General features: G+C 45.6%; 16 protein-coding genes. 15 read left to right on the plus strand and 1 reads right to left on the minus strand.

Going from position 1 to position 17,204, the window contains the following annotated elements; all coding sequences use genetic code 11:
* The first annotated feature begins 11 nt into the window (after nucleotides 1-11).
* From ACIQZ3_RS06375 to ACIQZ3_RS06435, 13 genes are all read left to right on the plus strand, one after another.
* Nucleotides 12-899, plus strand: coding sequence for a LysR family transcriptional regulator (locus tag ACIQZ3_RS06375; protein WP_397391474.1), 888 nt, complete (start codon nucleotides 12-14; stop codon nucleotides 897-899).
* A 174-nt stretch (nucleotides 900-1,073) separates the two neighbouring features.
* Nucleotides 1,074-1,571, plus strand: a complete 498-nt coding sequence (fae, locus tag ACIQZ3_RS06380) for a formaldehyde-activating enzyme (protein ID WP_397391402.1) — start codon at nucleotides 1,074-1,076, stop codon at nucleotides 1,569-1,571.
* An 11-nt stretch (nucleotides 1,572-1,582) separates the two neighbouring features.
* Nucleotides 1,583-2,572 carry an aldo/keto reductase gene (locus ACIQZ3_RS06385; RefSeq protein ID WP_397391476.1) on the plus strand — a complete coding sequence of 330 codons (990 nt, stop codon included), beginning with the start codon at nucleotides 1,583-1,585 and terminating at the stop codon, nucleotides 2,570-2,572.
* 31 nt (nucleotides 2,573-2,603) lie between these two features.
* Entirely contained in the window at nucleotides 2,604-3,635 is a 1,032-nt protein-coding gene (locus ACIQZ3_RS06390) for a glycine betaine ABC transporter substrate-binding protein (RefSeq protein WP_397391404.1), read from the plus strand.
* 17 nt (nucleotides 3,636-3,652) lie between these two features.
* On the plus strand, nucleotides 3,653-4,540 hold the full coding sequence (locus ACIQZ3_RS06395; protein WP_397391406.1) for an ABC transporter permease: 888 nt from the start codon (nucleotides 3,653-3,655) through the stop codon (nucleotides 4,538-4,540).
* Nucleotides 4,537-5,340: a glycine betaine/L-proline ABC transporter ATP-binding protein gene (locus ACIQZ3_RS06400; protein ID WP_397391408.1), complete on the plus strand. Its 804-nt coding sequence runs from the start codon at nucleotides 4,537-4,539 to the stop codon at nucleotides 5,338-5,340. Before ACIQZ3_RS06395 ends, ACIQZ3_RS06400 begins: the two co-directional genes overlap by 4 nt.
* Nucleotides 5,341-5,378: 38 nt before the next feature.
* On the plus strand, nucleotides 5,379-6,632 hold the full coding sequence (locus ACIQZ3_RS06405) for a hypothetical protein (RefSeq protein WP_397391410.1): 1,254 nt from the start codon (nucleotides 5,379-5,381) through the stop codon (nucleotides 6,630-6,632).
* A 17-nt stretch (nucleotides 6,633-6,649) separates the two neighbouring features.
* Nucleotides 6,650-8,107, plus strand: a complete 1,458-nt coding sequence (locus ACIQZ3_RS06410) for an NAD-dependent succinate-semialdehyde dehydrogenase (RefSeq protein WP_397391412.1) — start codon at nucleotides 6,650-6,652, stop codon at nucleotides 8,105-8,107.
* 293 nt (nucleotides 8,108-8,400) lie between these two features.
* Nucleotides 8,401-10,023, plus strand: a complete 1,623-nt coding sequence (locus ACIQZ3_RS06415; RefSeq protein WP_397391414.1) for a GMC family oxidoreductase — start codon at nucleotides 8,401-8,403, stop codon at nucleotides 10,021-10,023.
* A complete protein-coding gene (locus ACIQZ3_RS06420) occupies nucleotides 10,020-11,462 on the plus strand; it encodes an aldehyde dehydrogenase family protein (RefSeq protein ID WP_397391416.1) in 1,443 nt (480 codons plus the stop codon). Before ACIQZ3_RS06415 ends, ACIQZ3_RS06420 begins: the two co-directional genes overlap by 4 nt.
* Complete coding sequence (locus tag ACIQZ3_RS06425; protein WP_397391418.1) at nucleotides 11,462-12,679, plus strand: mandelate racemase/muconate lactonizing enzyme family protein; 1,218 nt, start codon at nucleotides 11,462-11,464, stop codon at nucleotides 12,677-12,679. Before ACIQZ3_RS06420 ends, ACIQZ3_RS06425 begins: the two co-directional genes overlap by 1 nt.
* A gap of 193 nt (nucleotides 12,680-12,872) precedes the next feature.
* On the plus strand, nucleotides 12,873-14,096 hold the full coding sequence (locus ACIQZ3_RS06430) for a serine hydrolase domain-containing protein (RefSeq protein ID WP_397391420.1): 1,224 nt from the start codon (nucleotides 12,873-12,875) through the stop codon (nucleotides 14,094-14,096).
* Between the two features lie 473 nt (nucleotides 14,097-14,569).
* Nucleotides 14,570-14,878 (plus strand): hypothetical protein, encoded by a 309-nt coding sequence (locus tag ACIQZ3_RS06435; RefSeq protein WP_397391422.1) that lies wholly within the window; start codon nucleotides 14,570-14,572, stop codon nucleotides 14,876-14,878.
* 16 nt (nucleotides 14,879-14,894) lie between these two features.
* On the opposite strand, the gene ACIQZ3_RS06440 is transcribed toward ACIQZ3_RS06435, so the two are convergent.
* Nucleotides 14,895-15,179 carry a hypothetical protein gene (locus ACIQZ3_RS06440; RefSeq protein ID WP_397391424.1) on the minus strand — a complete coding sequence of 95 codons (285 nt, stop codon included), beginning with the start codon at nucleotides 15,177-15,179 and terminating at the stop codon, nucleotides 14,895-14,897.
* A gap of 432 nt (nucleotides 15,180-15,611) precedes the next feature.
* Between ACIQZ3_RS06440 and ACIQZ3_RS06445 the strand changes: the two genes are divergently transcribed.
* Nucleotides 15,612-15,896, plus strand: a complete 285-nt coding sequence (locus ACIQZ3_RS06445; RefSeq protein WP_397391425.1) for a hypothetical protein — start codon at nucleotides 15,612-15,614, stop codon at nucleotides 15,894-15,896.
* A 16-nt stretch (nucleotides 15,897-15,912) separates the two neighbouring features.
* On the plus strand, nucleotides 15,913-17,178 hold the full coding sequence (locus ACIQZ3_RS06450) for a sensor histidine kinase (protein ID WP_397391478.1): 1,266 nt from the start codon (nucleotides 15,913-15,915) through the stop codon (nucleotides 17,176-17,178).
* The last annotated feature ends 26 nt before the right edge of the window (nucleotides 17,179-17,204 follow it).

Raw genomic sequence — 17,204 nt, forward strand, 5'->3', positions numbered from 1 at the left:
AAAATCTGCATATGGAGGTGTTAAATAGTTTTAGGTTGACAGCCGAATTAAGCAGTTTTACTGAGGCGGCAAAATGCTTGTGTATGAGTCAAAGTGCGGTTAGCAAGCAAATAAAGTCTCTCGAAGACTCATTGGGCGTGAAGTTGTTTGATCGCTTTCATCATAGGTTGGCGTTAACTGCCGCAGGCGCTCTTTTATTGGAAAAAATCGAAGCACCAATGAAAGCAATCGAGGGTGCGTTAAATTCTGCAGCGCTGACTGAGTCAAGAAGGGTGATTCGGGTTTTGGCGCCCATCACCCTAGTAGGGCGAAATTTAGTGCCGCAACTCAAGGAATTTAATTCTCGATTTCCGGATGTGAGTATTGAGCTTGTCTCCAGTCTAGCTTCTGGCGCTGATCAAGAGGGGATTGGCGAAGATTGGGATTTTATATTGGCCTACCTAAAGCATCCCGGGGATCACATTCAATTTCGCCGCATTAGAATGGAGCGGCATGTGGCCGTATCGAGTCCATCTTTATGGTTGAACGGCTGTCCCCCGAGCATCTACTCTAGCACCCTATTGCATCTTGCTTACGATGCCAGAAACCCTTCACAGGCTTGGGCGAATTGGCACGGGTCTATTGGTGCGAATATTGGCGAGTTCGCGCCCAGAGGGATGTATTTTCAAACCTTGGAGCAGGTAATTGGAGCGGCTATCACGGGTGCTGGCATTGCGCTGGTAGATGAGGCGATGATTTCACGGGAGCTTAGCAGTGGCGAGCTCGTGAAGGTGTGCGATGAGCATATCGACGGTCCTTATGGATATTGGTTGGCTGATTTGCGAATGAGATCGATGACTAGCGACTTAACCCATCTACTTTTTCGCACCATGCTAGAGCGGGCGGCCGGAGCCCTGTAATCCGAACATGGCATACGACATTAAATGACGCAGGGGTAAACCCGATATTCATAACCAGTTGGAATGCAAGGGCTGAAAAAAAATCCGAATCAAATACATCTTTATCCATTGTCTGTGTTTAAAAATACCTCATCGATTGATGTTTTTTAAATGTGTCTTACAAGGGAGAGTGTTTTGAATATTGGAGAGTCTTTTATTGGGCGTGGTCCGAACGCTGCGCACATCAATGTGATGATTGGAGAAAAGTCAGGCCCAGTTGGCGTGGCGTTTGCTTCGGCCTTGTCATCGCCGACCAAGGGTCACCTGCCTTACATGGTAGTCCTGCAACCCGGTGTGCCAGTGAAGCCGGCGACAGCATTTATTAACAAAGCTGATTTGCGGGGTGAGACTCATGAGTCGATGACATGGGGGCCCGCACAAGCTGGCGTTGCAAAAGGAATTCAAGAATGTTTGCTGGAGGGTGTATTGCCTCCAGAGGCTGAAAATGAATGGAGTGTTATCGCTGCCGTGTGGGTCAGTTGGTCAGCAAATGATGCGAATGAGGTATTTGAAAATAATTATCGCGCTGCTAAAACGGCCGTAACTTGCGCCATGAAAAATTTACCCAGTCTGGCAGAGGTCCGACAAGCGGTTTTAGATGTCAAGAATCCTTTTTACACCCCGGCGAAGTGAGGTTGGCTAATATGGATTACGTTAACTTAGGTCGGTCTGGATTAAAAGTTTCGCGCTTGTGTTTGGGGACGATGACATTTGGAAGTTCAAAATGGCGCCCCTGGGTGCTTGATGAAAAGCAATCCTCTGGTGTGATTCAAGCTTCTGTAGATCGCGGTATTAATTTTATTGATTTCGCAGATTTTTATTCCATCGGCGCTTCGGAAGAAGTTGTCGCCAAGTGCTTGAGCGGCTATCAGCGCCAGCAGTTGATTTACACAACCAAGTGTTTCTATGCGATGAGTCAAGATGTGAATGACAAGGGCTTATCTCGCAAGCATATTTTTGACTCTATTGATAATTCTTTGCGTCGCTTGAAGACTGATTATGTCGACTTATTCATGATTCACGCATTTGATCCAAGCACTCCAATTGAGGAAACCATGCGTGCCTTGTATGATATTGTACTAGCCGGTAAGGCTAGGTATATTGGCGCCTCCACTATGTTTGCTTGGCAGTTCGCCAAGATGAATGAGGTGGCGAGGGTTAATGGCTGGACAACATTTTCAGTTATGCAGTGCCAGTTAAACGCCGCATATCGCGAAGAAGAGCGGGAGATGATTCCTTATTGCATGCATGAAGGGATTGCGGTTACTCCATTTTCACCCTTAGCGCGTGGTTTGCTATCTGGAAATGCGGACTCATTAAGAAACTCCAGCGATCAATTTACTAATTTCCAATATGGAGATGAGGTAAGTCGACAAATTGCTGCAGCTGTAAATAGGGTTGCGTTGGCCAAGGGCGTTACTTCATCTCAACTTGCGCTTGCCTGGGTGCTTGCAAGAAAAGGCGTTACCTCGACATTAATTGGGGTTGAAACAGTCGAGCAGTTGGATGCCAATATAGCTGCGCTAGATATTGAAATTAGCGAGCAAGAGCTATTTGAGATTGATCGCCACTATACCCCCTGTGACGTTATTAATGATTATGTCGAGACTCGGATTTCCAGAGATCCACGCTAAGAATTGGCTCTATCCATTAAGGAGAAATGAAGTGAAAACATATTGTATGAGTATTGCTGCGCTGGTTTGGAGTGTTTTATTGGTTGGCAATGCATCGGCTGCCACTCCATCGTGGTGTGCCGCTGGAAAGCCCGTCAAAATTGCTGCGGTTACATGGGAAAGCGGGCAGTTTTTTGGGGAGCTGTCAGCCCTGATTTTGCGTAATGCCTATAACTGCAAGACGGAATTTGTTACCGGAAGCACGGCGGTTACAGAGGCGGCATTAGTTTCTCAGGATTTACAACTATGGCCAGAGCAGTGGGATAGAACTGAGATTATTAAAAAGGGGGTTATTGCCAAGAGGATTGAATTAGTTGGAAATACCCTAGAGGGCGGAACCATGGAGGGTTGGTTTGTTCCAGAGTATGTTGTTAAGGGCGACCCAGAGAGAAAAATTCCTGCAATAGCGCCTGACTTAAAAACGGTTTGGGATTTAGCGAAATACAAGTCGATATTTGCCGATGATGAAAATCCTGCAAAAGGGCGCTTCCTCAATTGCCCTACCGGCTGGGATTGCGAAATGATCAATAACCAGAAGATGAAGGCTTATAAATTAACCGAAGATTACGTCAATTTTAGACCTGGGACTGGAGGAGCATTGGATGCCACCATTGCTTCAGCATTTGCGCGGGGTAAGCCGTTGCTGTTTTATTACTGGTCCCCTGCAAGCTTGATGGGTAAATACAAGATGTTCCGCCTTGAAGAGCCGGCATATAACGAGGCTTGCTGGAAAACACTTGGTGGCAAAACTACGACGAATAATGTTTGCCCATCAGCAACACCCCCTTACCGTTTGCAAATTGGTGTATCTGCAGGATTTAAGAATGATGCCCCCGAAGTGGTTGATATGCTTTCAAAAATTCAGCTGACCCCGCAAATGTTAAATCAAGTATTGGCTCAAATGTCAGCAAAAAAGCTCGGTGGCAATGTTATGGCTAAAGATTTTGTAAAAAATAATGCTCAGCTTGTTAATTCTTGGATGACGCCAGAAGCTGCGGCTAATTTCAATCTTAACTTCAAATAAAGACTGCGGACTTTGTCATGACTGTAAATATTTTTATTCCCATGGAGTTTTCAAGTAGTTTAAATGAGTGGATTAATAGCTTGGTTGAGACTCACGGTGATTTTCTCCATGCGATATCAGCAGGTTTATTAAAAAACTTACTCGTTCCATTGGAGCAATTATTGACTGGGGCTCCGCCCTCGTTAGTAATCTTGTTGGTAGGAGTTATTGCATTTATTGGATCAAGAAATTGGCTGCATTCTGCTGGTTTTATGGCCGCAATTTATTTCATTGGCTGCTTGGGTCTTTGGGAAAAGACCATGCAAACATTGGCCCTCATGAGTGCATCACTGATTGTTACTGTCATCATTGGTATACCCATTGGGATATTAATGGCATCTCATCGTCAGATTTCTAAAGTAGTTACCCCGATATTAGATGTTATGCAAACCTTTCCACTTTTTGTGTATATGTTGCCTGCGGTAATGCTTTTCTCAATTGGCAAGGTTCCTGCGGTAATGGCAACTGTAATTTATTCAATACCGCCATTAATCCGCCTAACAGAACTAGGTATACGTGAAGTTAATCATGAAATTCAAGAGGCTGCCAAATCATTCGGAGCCTCTTATTGGCAGTTGTTACGTTGGGTAAGTCTTCCTCTGGCGCGCCCTGCAATTATGACGGGCATTAATCAGGCGACGATGATGGCTTTAGCTATGACTGTAGTTGCCTCAATGATTGGCGCCAATGGCTTGGGTGAGGACATCTTAGGGGGCTTAACCAATTTGGATTTTGGCAAGGGAGCTGCGGCTGGAGTCGCTGTTGTGATTTTGGCCGTTGTGATTGATCGAATCACGCAATTGTACGGTCGATCTGCACGTGCAAAAAGCGCGCGTTTGGTAAATTGCAAGCGAGGTGAAAAGTGATTGAGGTTCAAGGTATTTATAAGGTTTTTGGTGAGCAAGAAAAGCTTGCGCTTGAAATGGTTAAGCAGGGCTGCAATAAAAAAGAAATTTTGCTGGACTCTGGATGTACGGTGGGTTTAAGGGATGTCTCTTTTAGCATCGCACATTCCGAAATCTTCGTGGTGATGGGCTTATCTGGCTCTGGAAAATCTACATTGGTAAGGCATTTCAATCGATTGGTTGAGCCCAGTGCCGGCATTATTACCGTCAGTGGCGAGAATATTTTGACTCTGAGTGGTGCGGAGCTGGCTAATTTTCGTAGAAAAAAAATTAGCATGGTGTTTCAGAGTTTTGGTTTGCTGCCTCACTGGAACATCGTTGATAACGTTGCTTATGGGCTTTACGTTCAAGGATGCAATCAGAAAGTGGCTCGCGAAAGAGCAATGCCATGGCTTGAGGCTGTGGGCTTGGAGTCTTACGCCAATCAATACCCAGATGAGTTATCGGGTGGTATGCGACAGCGAGTTGGTTTAGCTAGGGCATTAGCGGTTGATGCAGACATTATCTTAATGGATGAGGCTTTTTCTGCGCTTGACCCCTTGATTCGTTGCGAAATGCAAGATTTGCTTCTATCCCTGCAGGCCAAACTTCAGAAAACAATTGTATTTATTACTCATGACATCGAAGAGGCTGTGAAGTTGGGTGCAAGAATTGCGATCCTCAGGGACGGGGAGCTAGTTCAAGTGGATGCGCCGGCTCAAATGATTGCCAATCCAGCCAATGAGTATGTTCAGCAATTTTTCAAAAAATACCGCGCTTAAGTTGGCGCCTTTAATAAGACTCATGTTAGGAGGTATTCATGCTTAAAAAATGTAGATTATTAGTATTGCCCATCTTGATTCTCACCTGCGGTTTGGCAATTGCTGATGAGGTGCCTGAATCATTTGCAGCGCTACCTCCAGACGGAAAGTTTGAGCTAAATGGGGCACTTCGCTTTAGGTATAGCAATGAAAACCCTGCGAGACCCAATCAATCCGGTCAAAACGCAGGTCTTGATACGATCATTTTGGGGGCAAAGTACGACTCCAACACCTTGTTTGGATCTGTGCAGTGGCGTTTTTATGGTGGGGCGTATCCTTACACCCCTACCAATGGGTATATGGGAAACAACGCTCAAATCGGCAGCGTCAACTTTCCGCAAGAGGCTTACTTGGGTTACAAGATTGATCCTAACAATTCTGTAACCGCGGGTATTATTCAAACCCCATTTGGTATTGGGCGCTTTTGGGATAGCACCTTCTTTGAGGGCATCGGTTTTGCCATGGGTATTCAGGATGCCTATAACATGGGCGTTAGCTGGTTACATACAGATGGCCCCAATAAATTTGATGCGGCTTTGCTATTAGGTGATGCCGGAAATTTTGTTGGGCCCTATGGAAATGATCGGTATTCCTCGAATATTTCAATGCCAGGTTATCAAATTGGGCCAGCAACACTCTCGCCCAATGTTAGCGGCACTAGCAATATTGAAAAGCAATCTTTAGTTGCACGGTACACCCGTGAAATTAGTGCTGGAGGTTTTAAACATACGCCAGGTCTTTCTGCATGGTATGGATTTATACAAAATACCAGCACTAATAGCATGGGCGATCGTCTCTATGTGTCCCTATTTGATAGCATTAATTACGGGCAATGGAATGCTAAGTTAGCGTTGACACCGATCATCATTCGACCTAAAAATCCAAGCGCAGTTGGTGATAACGTTGTGACAATGGGGGGTTATGATGGCTCATACAACATGGCCTCAAGAGGTTTGCAGTCATCGGCTGATATTAGTTACACCTTTGCACAGGCACTTGGCCCAGTCACTGGTATTACTCCTTATTTAAATTACAGTCGCTACGACAAAAGTGCTCAAGGCTTCTTAGCGACTGAGCGCTATATCGGCGGCGTGAGTTTTTCCTGGGGCAAAGTCTTTACCGCTGTCGAATATCGACTTGGAAAAAATGATCCCTATACCAACCCTTCTGGCAACTATGAGCAAGGGCTTGGTCGCGGAGGAAGCAATTCCTGGGACAAAACCCTTTATGCAAACGTAGGCTATTACTTTTAATAAGTGGAAAAATAGAAATGAATCAAGCAAAACTAAAGCGCTCAGACTTATGGATTGAAAATATCAATGGAAAACCAAATGCAGGGCAAGCTAGTTATCCCGTATTTAACCCTGTAAATGGGCAAGAGCTTGCGCGCATACCTTCTGATGGCTATGACCAAACGATAGATGCAATTGCTATTGCTAGACAGGCTTTTCCACTTTGGAAAAAACAGCTAGCGAAAACGCGCTCTCAGTTATTAAAAAAATGGCATGATTTAATTGTAAGTAATGCCGAAGACTTGGCAATAATTATCACCACCGAGCAAGGTAAGCCAATTGCTGAATCACGTGGCGAGGTAATGTACGCAGCTTCATTTATTGAGTGGTTTGCGGAGGAGGCTAAGCGAGCCTACGGAGATGTAATACCAAGTCATAAGCCCGGTGCAAAAATCATTGTTACCAAAGAGCCTGTAGGTATTGTTGGGGCAATCACGCCATGGAATTTTCCGATGGCGATGATCACCAGGAAGCTTGCGCCAGCATTGGCAGCGGGCTGCGTAGTTGTTTTAAAACCCTCAGAGGAAACCCCTCTCAGTGCGCACGCACTGATCGCCTTAGCTCGAGAGGCTGGAATTCCGGAGGGTGTTTTGCAGTGCGTTTCTGGAAACCCTGTGCAAATTGGCGCAGCTTTAATGGATTCCAAGGATGTGCGCAAAATATCCTTTACCGGGTCCACGAGAACCGGTAAGTTGCTTGCGGAGCAGGCTGCTAAAACAATCAAAAAGCTCTCGCTAGAGCTGGGTGGGAATGCCCCCTTTATTGTTTTTGAGGATGCAGATATTGATGCCGCAGTTGAGGGCGCGATGGCGTCTAAATTCCGAAACTCTGGTCAGACTTGTGTATGCGTAAATCGCTTTTTTATTCATAATGCAATTTATGACGAGTTTTCAACAAAGCTGGCCAAGGCGGTAGAGGGGCTTAAGCAGGGTGATGGATTTGCTGAGGGCGTGAATCAAGGACCTCTTATTAATGCTGCTGCAATGGAAAAAGTCTCCAGTCATGTTGAACAAGCGGTCTCCTTGGGCGCCAAGGTAATAGTTGGTGGCTCCAAATCCGAGTTGGGTGCTTTATTTTATAAGCCCACTGTATTGTCAGGCGCGACGCTAGAGATGGCAATGGCGCATGAAGAAACATTTGGTCCGGTAGCAGGACTCTATCGTTTTGATAGTGACGATGAGGTTATTCGCGCTGCAAACGATACTGATTTCGGGTTAGCTGCTTATTTTTATAGCTCTAATTTAGCGCGCGTTTGGAAGGTTGCTGACGCGCTTGAAGTTGGCATGGTTGGCATTAATGAAGGCGTTATTTCTACCGAAATTGCCCCTTTTGGCGGTGTAAAGGAATCCGGTGCTGGGCGAGAGGGTTCTAAGTATGGCTTAACCGACTATATGGAAACCAAATACATGCTCATGGGCGGTTTAAGCGTTGATTAATTTAGCGACTGCAATTGAACATATTTATGCGGTAACGGGCCCAGCCATGTCTTTGGCCTATCTGCCGCAAATTTATAGTGTTTATAGAGATCAAATGGGGGCCCAGTCGATCTCTCTTTTCACCTGGTTTTTGTGGACATTATCCCTAGGCATAACTTCTTTGTATGGGTTGTTGGTAGTAAAAAATTATCTATTTTTTTTAGCCTCTTTGATGAGTTTCGTAGGTTGCCTATTGGTTTTTATTATCGCTTCACTGCGCAGAATTCAGTACTTAAAAAGCCAGGGCATTTCTCATGGATAGGCATTATGACTTTATCATTGTTGGTGGCGGTAGCGCCGGTTGCGTATTGGCCAATCGGCTTTCTGAAAATGCCAATCATCAAGTTCTATTGATAGAATCCGGTCCGGTAGACGGCGGGATCTACACGAAGATCCCCTTAGGTTATGGAAAGACATTCTACAAATCCTCTATTAACTGGATGTATGAGACAGAGCCGATACCCACACTAAATCAGCGTAAAAATTATTGGCCACGTGGTAGAGTTCTTGGGGGCTCATCAGCAATTAATGCCATGGTTTACATTCGCGGGCACCAGAGTGATTTTGATAGCTGGGCAAGTGATGTTGATTCTTCTTGGTCCCATCAGAATGTACTGCCGTACTTTAAAAAGTCTGAAGACTATTGTTATGGGGCAACCGAGCATCATGGAAGCGAAGGGGGGATGAGAGTTTTTGACCCGTCGGCCGAGATTCATTTGCTCAGCAAAGCTTTTTTAGGGTCTTGTCATGCGCTTGGATATCCGCTTACACCCGATTTTAATGGCTTGCAGATGGAGGGTTGTGGCCCTTGGCAAATTACAACCAGAAATGGACTGAGGGAAAGTGCTGCGACAGCATTTTTAAAGCCTGTCTTGCGAAGGTCTAACTTGACAGTTCTTACAAATACTCAAGTTAAAAAGATTTTATTTAAGGGGCGTCAGGCGGTAGGCGTTCGCTGTATTAACGGTGCCAGAGAGTTCAGTATTAAATGCGGCAAGGAGTTGATATTAAGTGCTGGTGCGGTTAATACCCCTAAGTTGCTAGAGTTATCAGGTATTGGCGATCGAAATATTCTTTTGCCATTGGGGATCGAGATGGTGTTGGACTCGCCTATGGTCGGGAAAAATATGCAAGACCATTTGGCGTTAAGTTGTTTTTTTAAGTCGACTATTCCAACCTTAAATCAATCTCTAGGCAGCATTGCAGGACAGATGAAAGCAGCCGTTCAATACGCCTTTACCCGCAAAGGACTCTTATCAATGAGCGTGAATCAGGTTGGCGCTTTTGTGAGAAGTAGGGATGGTTTAACTAGCCCCAATCTTCAGTTGTACTTTAATCCGATTAGCTATGACACAGCTCCAGCCGGGAACAATCGCAAGGTAAAACCCGATCGTTTCCCGGGTTTTCTAATCTCCTTTAATACTTGTAGACCAACCAGTGTTGGTCAGGTACATATCAAAGATGCCAACTACAGCACACCCCCTGCAATTAACCCCAACTACATAAGTACGACCGATGATTTACGGGATGTTTTGGATGGGTATCGTATCGTAAGGAGTATTGCTGGTCAGCAGCCCCTTAGCAATTTTGTTGCAGAACACCACTTTCCAACGGAGCGCGAGTTAAGTGATGATGATTTAATGCAGGATTTTAGATCTCGCGCCAGCACCGTTTATCACCCCTGCAGTACGGCGCGAATGGGCAAGCAAGTTGAGACATCTGTACTTGATGGTCGACTACGCGTTCATGGAGTTGGGGGCTTGAGGGTGGTTGATGCCTCTGCTTTTCCAACAATTACATCGGGCAATATCAACGCCCCCACCATTATGTTGGCAGAAAAGGCCGCAGATATGATTAAAGAGGATTGGATTAAGTGAATACATGCACTTCTTATATTGATGGTCGGTTTTTACCGGCAGATGAGCAGCATTTAATGCCAGTGATTAATCCGCAGAACGAGCTTATTAGCGGGCAAATTTCTATGGCTCAAATTTCTGATGCCCAGCGAGCAGTTGAGGTGGCGCATGGAGCGTTTGAAAGTTACTCTATCACGAGTCTTGCTGATAGGCGCCGACTCATGGAGTCTTTGTTGGCGGTCTATGAGAGGCGTTATGAGGAAATGGCGCAAGCTATTTCACTAGAAATGGGGGCGCCAATAGACTTTGCAAGCAAATCACAGGCGGAATGCGGACTGGGTCATATGCGCACTGCGCTAGAGGTATTTGATAGTTATCCATTTGAGCGATCCATTGGTAATCGGGCAAAGTTACTTGCTGCCCCTGTGGGAGTTACGTTGCTGATCACCCCATGGAATTGGCCCATCAATCAAATTTTCTCTAAGTTGGCACCCGCCTTGCTTTGTGGTTGTACGGTAATTCTCAAGCCTAGCGAGCTTGCGCCATATTCGGCTCAGCTGGTTGCCCAGTTTATTGACGAAGCGGGCTATCCGCCAGGCGTGTTTAATTTAATTTATGGTGATGGTGGAGTGATTGGACCCGTGCTTTGTGAGGCGCCTCAAGTTGACCTTATTAGCTTTACTGGATCGAACGCAACTGGCGCAATTGTTGCTGGTATGGCCGCGAAAGCTTGCAAGCGCTCCTTGCAGGAGCTGGGTGGAAAATCGCCCAATATTATTTTTGCTGATGCCGATCTATCTAAGGCGGTGAGGGCTGGTGTACAGCATTGCTTTAGCAATGTTGGCCAATCATGTAATGCCCCTACAAGAATGTTGGTGGAGCGCTCAGTTTATGACCGTGTTGTAGAGATCGCCATTCAAGCCGCCCAGTCCATAGCTATCAATCTTCCCAGTATTGCAGGCGGTCATATAGGCCCTTTGGCAAATTCACGCCAATATCAACAGTTCCAAAACTATTTGGAAATAGGTTTGACAGAGGGCGCGCGCTTAGTATTTGGCTACCAAGGTCGTCATCGAGATTTTCAGTCCGGGTATTTTGTCTCGCCGGCTATTTTTACAGAGGTAAGTCCAAATATGCGTATTGCGCGTGAGGAGGTGTTTGGCCCCTTGTTGGTCATCATTCCATTTGTTAGTGAGGATGAGGCGATATCCATGGCCAATGATTCGGAGTATGGATTGGCTGCCTATATTCAAACGGGTGATCATGAAAAGGCCAAGAGGGTAGCCCGGCAAATTCGTGCTGGCAGTGTTCATATTAACGGCGCATATCAGGATTATGATTCGCCTTTTGGGGGCTTCAAGAAATCGGGTATAGGTCGCGAATGGGGGGAGTTTGGCTTCCATCATTTCACTGAGTACCAGTGTATTAATGGTTATCACGAAGAGGGGGCGGTGCGCTAATGTTTGTTCAAGAAGTCAAAACTTTTGTAGTTGGAAATCCACCCCCTGGGTTTGGGGGGAGATATTTTGTTTTTGTAAAACTCATTACCAATACTGGAGTGGAGGGTGTTGGAGAGGCCTATTGCGTACCATTTAATCCGCATCTTGTCGCAAAGATGATTGAGGATGTCGCGGGCCGCTATCTAGTCGGGCGCGATCCATTTGCCATCGAGTCTTTGTGGCGCAGAGTGTATTCCAGCGGTTTCTCACAACGTCCGGACATCACATTGATGGGGGTATTAAGCGCTATTGAGATGGCTTGCTGGGATATTGTGGGCAAAGCTTTGGATAAGCCGGTTTATCAGTTGCTCGGTGGCAAGGTGCGCGATCGCTTGCGCAGCTATACCTATATCTACCCTAAGGAGGGTGATAAGACTGATGTATATCAAGACCCCTATTTAGCCGCAGAAAGGGCATTAGAGTATGTCGAGATGGGCTTTACGGCACTAAAGTTTGATCCTGTTGGGCCCTTTAGCGCATTTGATGGTCGCCAACTTTCTCTTGAGTCTTTAGCGCTTTCCGAGAAATTTTGCCGTTTGTTGCGCGAGGCGGTGGGCGATCGAGCGGATTTATTATTTGGAACCCATGGCCAGTGCACGGCTAGTGGCGCCATTCGCCTGGCAAGGGCGATTGAAAAATACGATCCATTGTGGTTTGAAGAGCCTACGCCACCAGATTCAACTGAGCAGATGGCATTAGTGGCGCGTGCGACATCGATTCCTATTGCAACTGGTGAAAGGTTAACTACCAAGTATGAGTTTAGAAGGGTGCTTGAAACTGGCGCAGCAAGCATACTGCAAATGAATCTTGGTCGCGTAGGTGGGATTTTAGAGGCGAAAAAAATCGCGGGCATGGCTGAGGCATATCAGACTCAAGTGGCCCCGCATCTGTATTGCGGCCCTATTGTGGGTGCGGCGAATATTCAGCTATCCACTTGCATTCCCAATTTTCTAATTTTAGAAAGTATTTTGGATTGGACGGGTTTTCACGCCCAAATATTAAAGCGCCCCATTCAATGGGAGGGTGGATTTGTTATCCCCTCAAATGAGCCTGGTCTGGGGGTGGAGTTAAATGAGGCCGTCTTAGATCGACACCCCTATCATGGCGATGCATTACATTTAGAGATGGGTCAAGACCCTGTGATTTTCCATGATTGGTCGCGTCAGGTTAGGGTTTGATGAGGCGGATTTTCTATCGGCATGCCTCTTGGGTATGATTTTCAATGGACCTTATTTTCCTCCTATGGTGAGTGCAATGCCCCACCATGGAAGTGTTACGGCGGACGCCGTGGCGTGGTGAAGAATCCCCCGATCAATGAAGGGGTGCGACTCAAAAAAGCAGTGCTCAGCATCGCATGAGGGAGCATGAGAGATGATGACAAAATTGAAGAAAATATTGCCCTATAAAAAAATGGTCGACAGGATGCTAAAGAGCTCGCCCGCCAAGGCCGAGGTGGATCAACTATTTCGCGAAAAATCTACCATTCTCGATGAGATCCCTGTCGCCAGAAAAGAGGCGGAGTCACCTCAAGTCCGCATGAATGGGGATTGGTTAAGCGTGGGCTATCAAACGGGGCAATTGACAAACGGTATGTTTAGGAATGTACAGTTTAATAAGTCGCCCACCCCTAGGTCGCTACCTAAAGTATTTCAAGCCAATCTAAGAAATGTAGCCGATAAGGCATTCGAGTTTGACGGTCATGCACTTGGTATGACTCTCATTGATCGGGGGAGGATTGTTTATCAACGTTTTAATCACACCGATGCTAATACCGAGTTTATGGGCTGGAGCATGTCAAAAAGCCTTACTAACATATTAATCGGGCAGGCATTATGTGCAGGCGACATTACCTCTTTAAACAGCGCGGCCAGTCAATTTGTGCCAGATATTAAAGGCACGGCTTATGGAGACTCCACGATCAAAGAATTGCTCACGATGAGTTCTGGCGCCTTCGCTCCAGATCCATTAACAGGGGAGCATCCAGGGGATTTTTATGACTGGACCCATGGGTTTAAAAGTCAGAGGAATTTAATTCATCTATATGGAGCGAGTCGAGGTGAGCGCGGTAAGTTTGCTTATGACAATCTCAATTCAGATGTCTTGGGTCTTGTATTGGATTCACGCAAAGACAGAAGAATCTATATGCAAAATTTGTTAAATCAAGCTGGTGTAGAAAAGGAAAGTCACTGGATGGCGGATAAAGAGGATGTTCTCCACGCCTCCTATGGCTTTGGGGCAACATTGGACGACTGGGCAAAGATTGCTCAATTGTCTCTAGATATGCTCAGAGGTGCTGCTGATATTCCCAATAAAGAAGGCATGCGTCAATTTATGTCTGATGGGGTGGCGCAGATTATTTCTCCCAGTGAAATCGGGAGCCCTAGCCGCTATGGTTGGGGGTATACATGGACAAATCCTAAATACAAGCAGGGTTATGCTTGGTTGGGTGCTTACGGGCAGGCTGTGTGGGTGCATCCCGATACGCAGAGGGTATTAATCGTGTTCAGACATCTCAAAAATAGCTCTTTTTATGAAAATATGGAGCTCTGCATGTTTGAGCCATGGGTTTTGGGAAAATTTGACCGACCCAATTAGCTGCAATGGGTTATTTTTAATGCCCTGCATAAGTCGAAAAACCTGATAAAGCCGCTTGGATTGAATGAGTCTAACGTGTTTTTTTAGTCATTATTTCGTTGATCGTAAATAACTCATCAAGATAGGCTTGCAATTTGAGGTAGGGCTTTAACGGCAAATTGCGCCCTGAGTTTTTTGATTGAGGGTTGAGTGGATTTAAATAAGTTGGTGTTGAGCCAGCATCCACATTACATCCACCCATTGCACTTGTTAGATCGCCTTTAATGTTGTCTTCGCGATTTAGTTGCGCAGCTCAAGGCGCTGCTCAACCGGTTGGTGTTAATCACGCTGTCCCAATAGATAATTGTTAAATTCATTGATATATATCAGTATTGAAAATTATGAGCATTGCTTCATCGTCGGGTTTGACTGCGTTGGACTCGACTTTAGTATGCATGCGGAAGATTAATATTTATGGATGCTAATTTAAGATTATGGATATTGCTCAGTATTTAGAAAAATCGAGAGAAATTAATAAAGCATTTGATTTGGAAAGCGACCGTATTCGAAAAATGCTTGATGCTATATTTATCAAGAGCCGTGACCAAAAGATCACCGTCAGTTTGATGATGGATGAGTTATATGTTGGATCAAGAGCTACTTGTCATAGCGCCTTAAAAAGATTGTCGACGCAGGGGTATATTTCGGTTAAATCTTTACCTAGCAAGGATGGTAGACTTAAGTACATCAAACTTACTAAAAAAGCCCACGCCTATTACAAGCATTTGAGTGAAGTGCTTTGATGTAGATGTTACCTTCTTAATCCCAGCTAACGGTTAGTAGCGTTGTAATTCCGCCAACAAGACTAGCAAATGAGCCCATACAAAGGCTCTTAGAGAGTTTTTGCCTAAGCATTGCACAGATAATAAATGTGCACACAAATGGGATTATTAGCTCAATTGCTAGACTCATCTCAAAGGCAGACCAACCCCACTTTGTTCCCGCTATTATTCCCAGTCGGTTCAATATTGCGCCGATTGACCCAACCACAACCCCCTGTATAGCGGCATGATCAAAGAATGTTTGTTTGTGAAGTGACGTCATCGCGCTGAAGTGGAATTTTCTTTTTTGGAGGCCCTTAATAGGGCGCGTCTTTTTGCTTTAGTCGCAAGAAGAATTTTTTTTGATCTTCTTCAAGTGTGTTCAATAGCCCATTGCTTTGTGCTACTAAATAAGCGACGGAATTTTCCCAGACCAACCCTTGAAGTTTTTTTCTATGATGTAGGCAATACTGGTAAAGCAGGGTGCAAAAGGGGCATTGCTTAAAGCGCTGTTTTCGCACACTTATTTTGGGTTGCATACTCTATTTTCACGGAGATTTATCCGCATTTTTGCTTGTATTTGGGTTAACCACATTGACTGCCAGTTCATTGAATCATGCTTCAGCTGGCGTCACAACTAGCCATTCAGATAGCATGAAACGGGCGTTTTATTGGATTTTCGGATTTTCGCAAGGCGCAACATTTTTCATGGGCCTTGGGTTTTCCTCAACAAGATCTCTACTGTACCCGCTTTTGTGTCAAACCTCAAGACCATATCTTAGATACCTCCTGGGGCGCAACGCAGTACACCACCCCTATCATGGCTAGGGTGGAGCAGGGCTACGAAGCAGGTAAGATCTATTACTTTGAAGGACAAGCTAACCAAGTCAATGGCAAACTCATGACCGTATCCGAAAATACCGCCAACACCAGCCTTGCTAACACCCAAGAACAAACCCACTTGATCTCTAGGGAACCTGGCGCCTTAGCTTGTCGCTAGGCGAGGGTGATTATTGATGATAGGATGGGGGCCGATGGACAGTCAAGTAAGCGTGCCTTGCGCAGACCCTCGCGCATTGCTAGATCGGTTGGGTAATACCGTTCCCTGCGGTTTATACGAGTATACGCTGGGCAAGGATGGCGTCGGCATATTTCACTATGTCAATAAACGTGCCCTCGAAATTTTTGAGATAGATGATTTTGAGCTCACCGACTTTAATCGGCTTAGTTTGTCAATGTTGCGCCCGGAAGATGTTGAAAAAGTAGTTGCACTTGATCGGCAAGTGAATAGAAGTTTTGAAATGTTTTTTATCGAGGTTGAAATTACCACCCGGTCTGGTAAGTTACGTTGGATACGTATGTCATCTTTACCTAGCGGCGATCGACTTGGTGACGCAGCGATATGGTCTGGCTATATTCTTGACATTACAGAGGAGAGGCGTTTGCGTAACGAGGTTATGCAAAGGGAATTAGAGCTGGTGGGGGCGGCCAACAAGGCCATTCGTTTTGGTGAAATCGAAAGCCTAAACAACCGCTTAGAGAGTTTGCTGCAGGAAAAAAGTGCACTCTTAAGATCAACGGCGGCGTATGCTAAGGCAAATAATTTGGGTGCTTTGATTAGCTCTTTGGCGCATGAGCTAAATAATCCGCTGGGCGCCATCTCTATACATAGCCAAAGCTTGCAAATGGCAGTGGCTGATATGAGGCTCAATGGTGTGAATATAGAGGTAGTTGACGCTCTCGATGAGATTGCATCAGGTTTGCTTGGGGCCGGCAAGAGGGCTGCCTCTGTGATATCAAATTTACGCAGTTTCTTTGTTCGTGGAGAGCTTGGTGTGGCGCGGTTTGATATAAGCTCTTTGGTAAATGGGGTATGTGAATTATTACGCCGCGAGATGGGTGTTAATCATATACATTTGCATCGATCAGTGCAGCCAAGCATCCGCATTCAGGGGGATAGAGGCCAATTACAGATGGTTTTTCTCAATGCGCTCAATAATGCGATTGATGCCTTACGTGAGTGGGGTGGAGAGCGTCAAATTTTTATTAGCTTACGCGAGGTTGACGCGCATATCTTATTTGAGGTTCGAGATACCGGGCCTGGATTTAAACGGGGCACTCTTAAAAAGGCGTTTGAGTTATTTCACACGACAAAAGAGAGGGGAATGGGTGTGGGCCTTTGGTTGTCTCGGGAGATTGTGGGCAATCACCGGGGTGATATCACTCTCACTAACGAACCTGGTGGTGGGGCTGTGTTGCGTGTATCACTGGAGAAGGAGTAATGCGCGCTTAGCTTTGGGTATCTGAA

This window comes from Polynucleobacter sp., from assembly GCF_044342855.1.
In the GTDB taxonomy this organism is placed as follows: domain Bacteria; phylum Pseudomonadota; class Gammaproteobacteria; order Burkholderiales; family Burkholderiaceae; genus Polynucleobacter.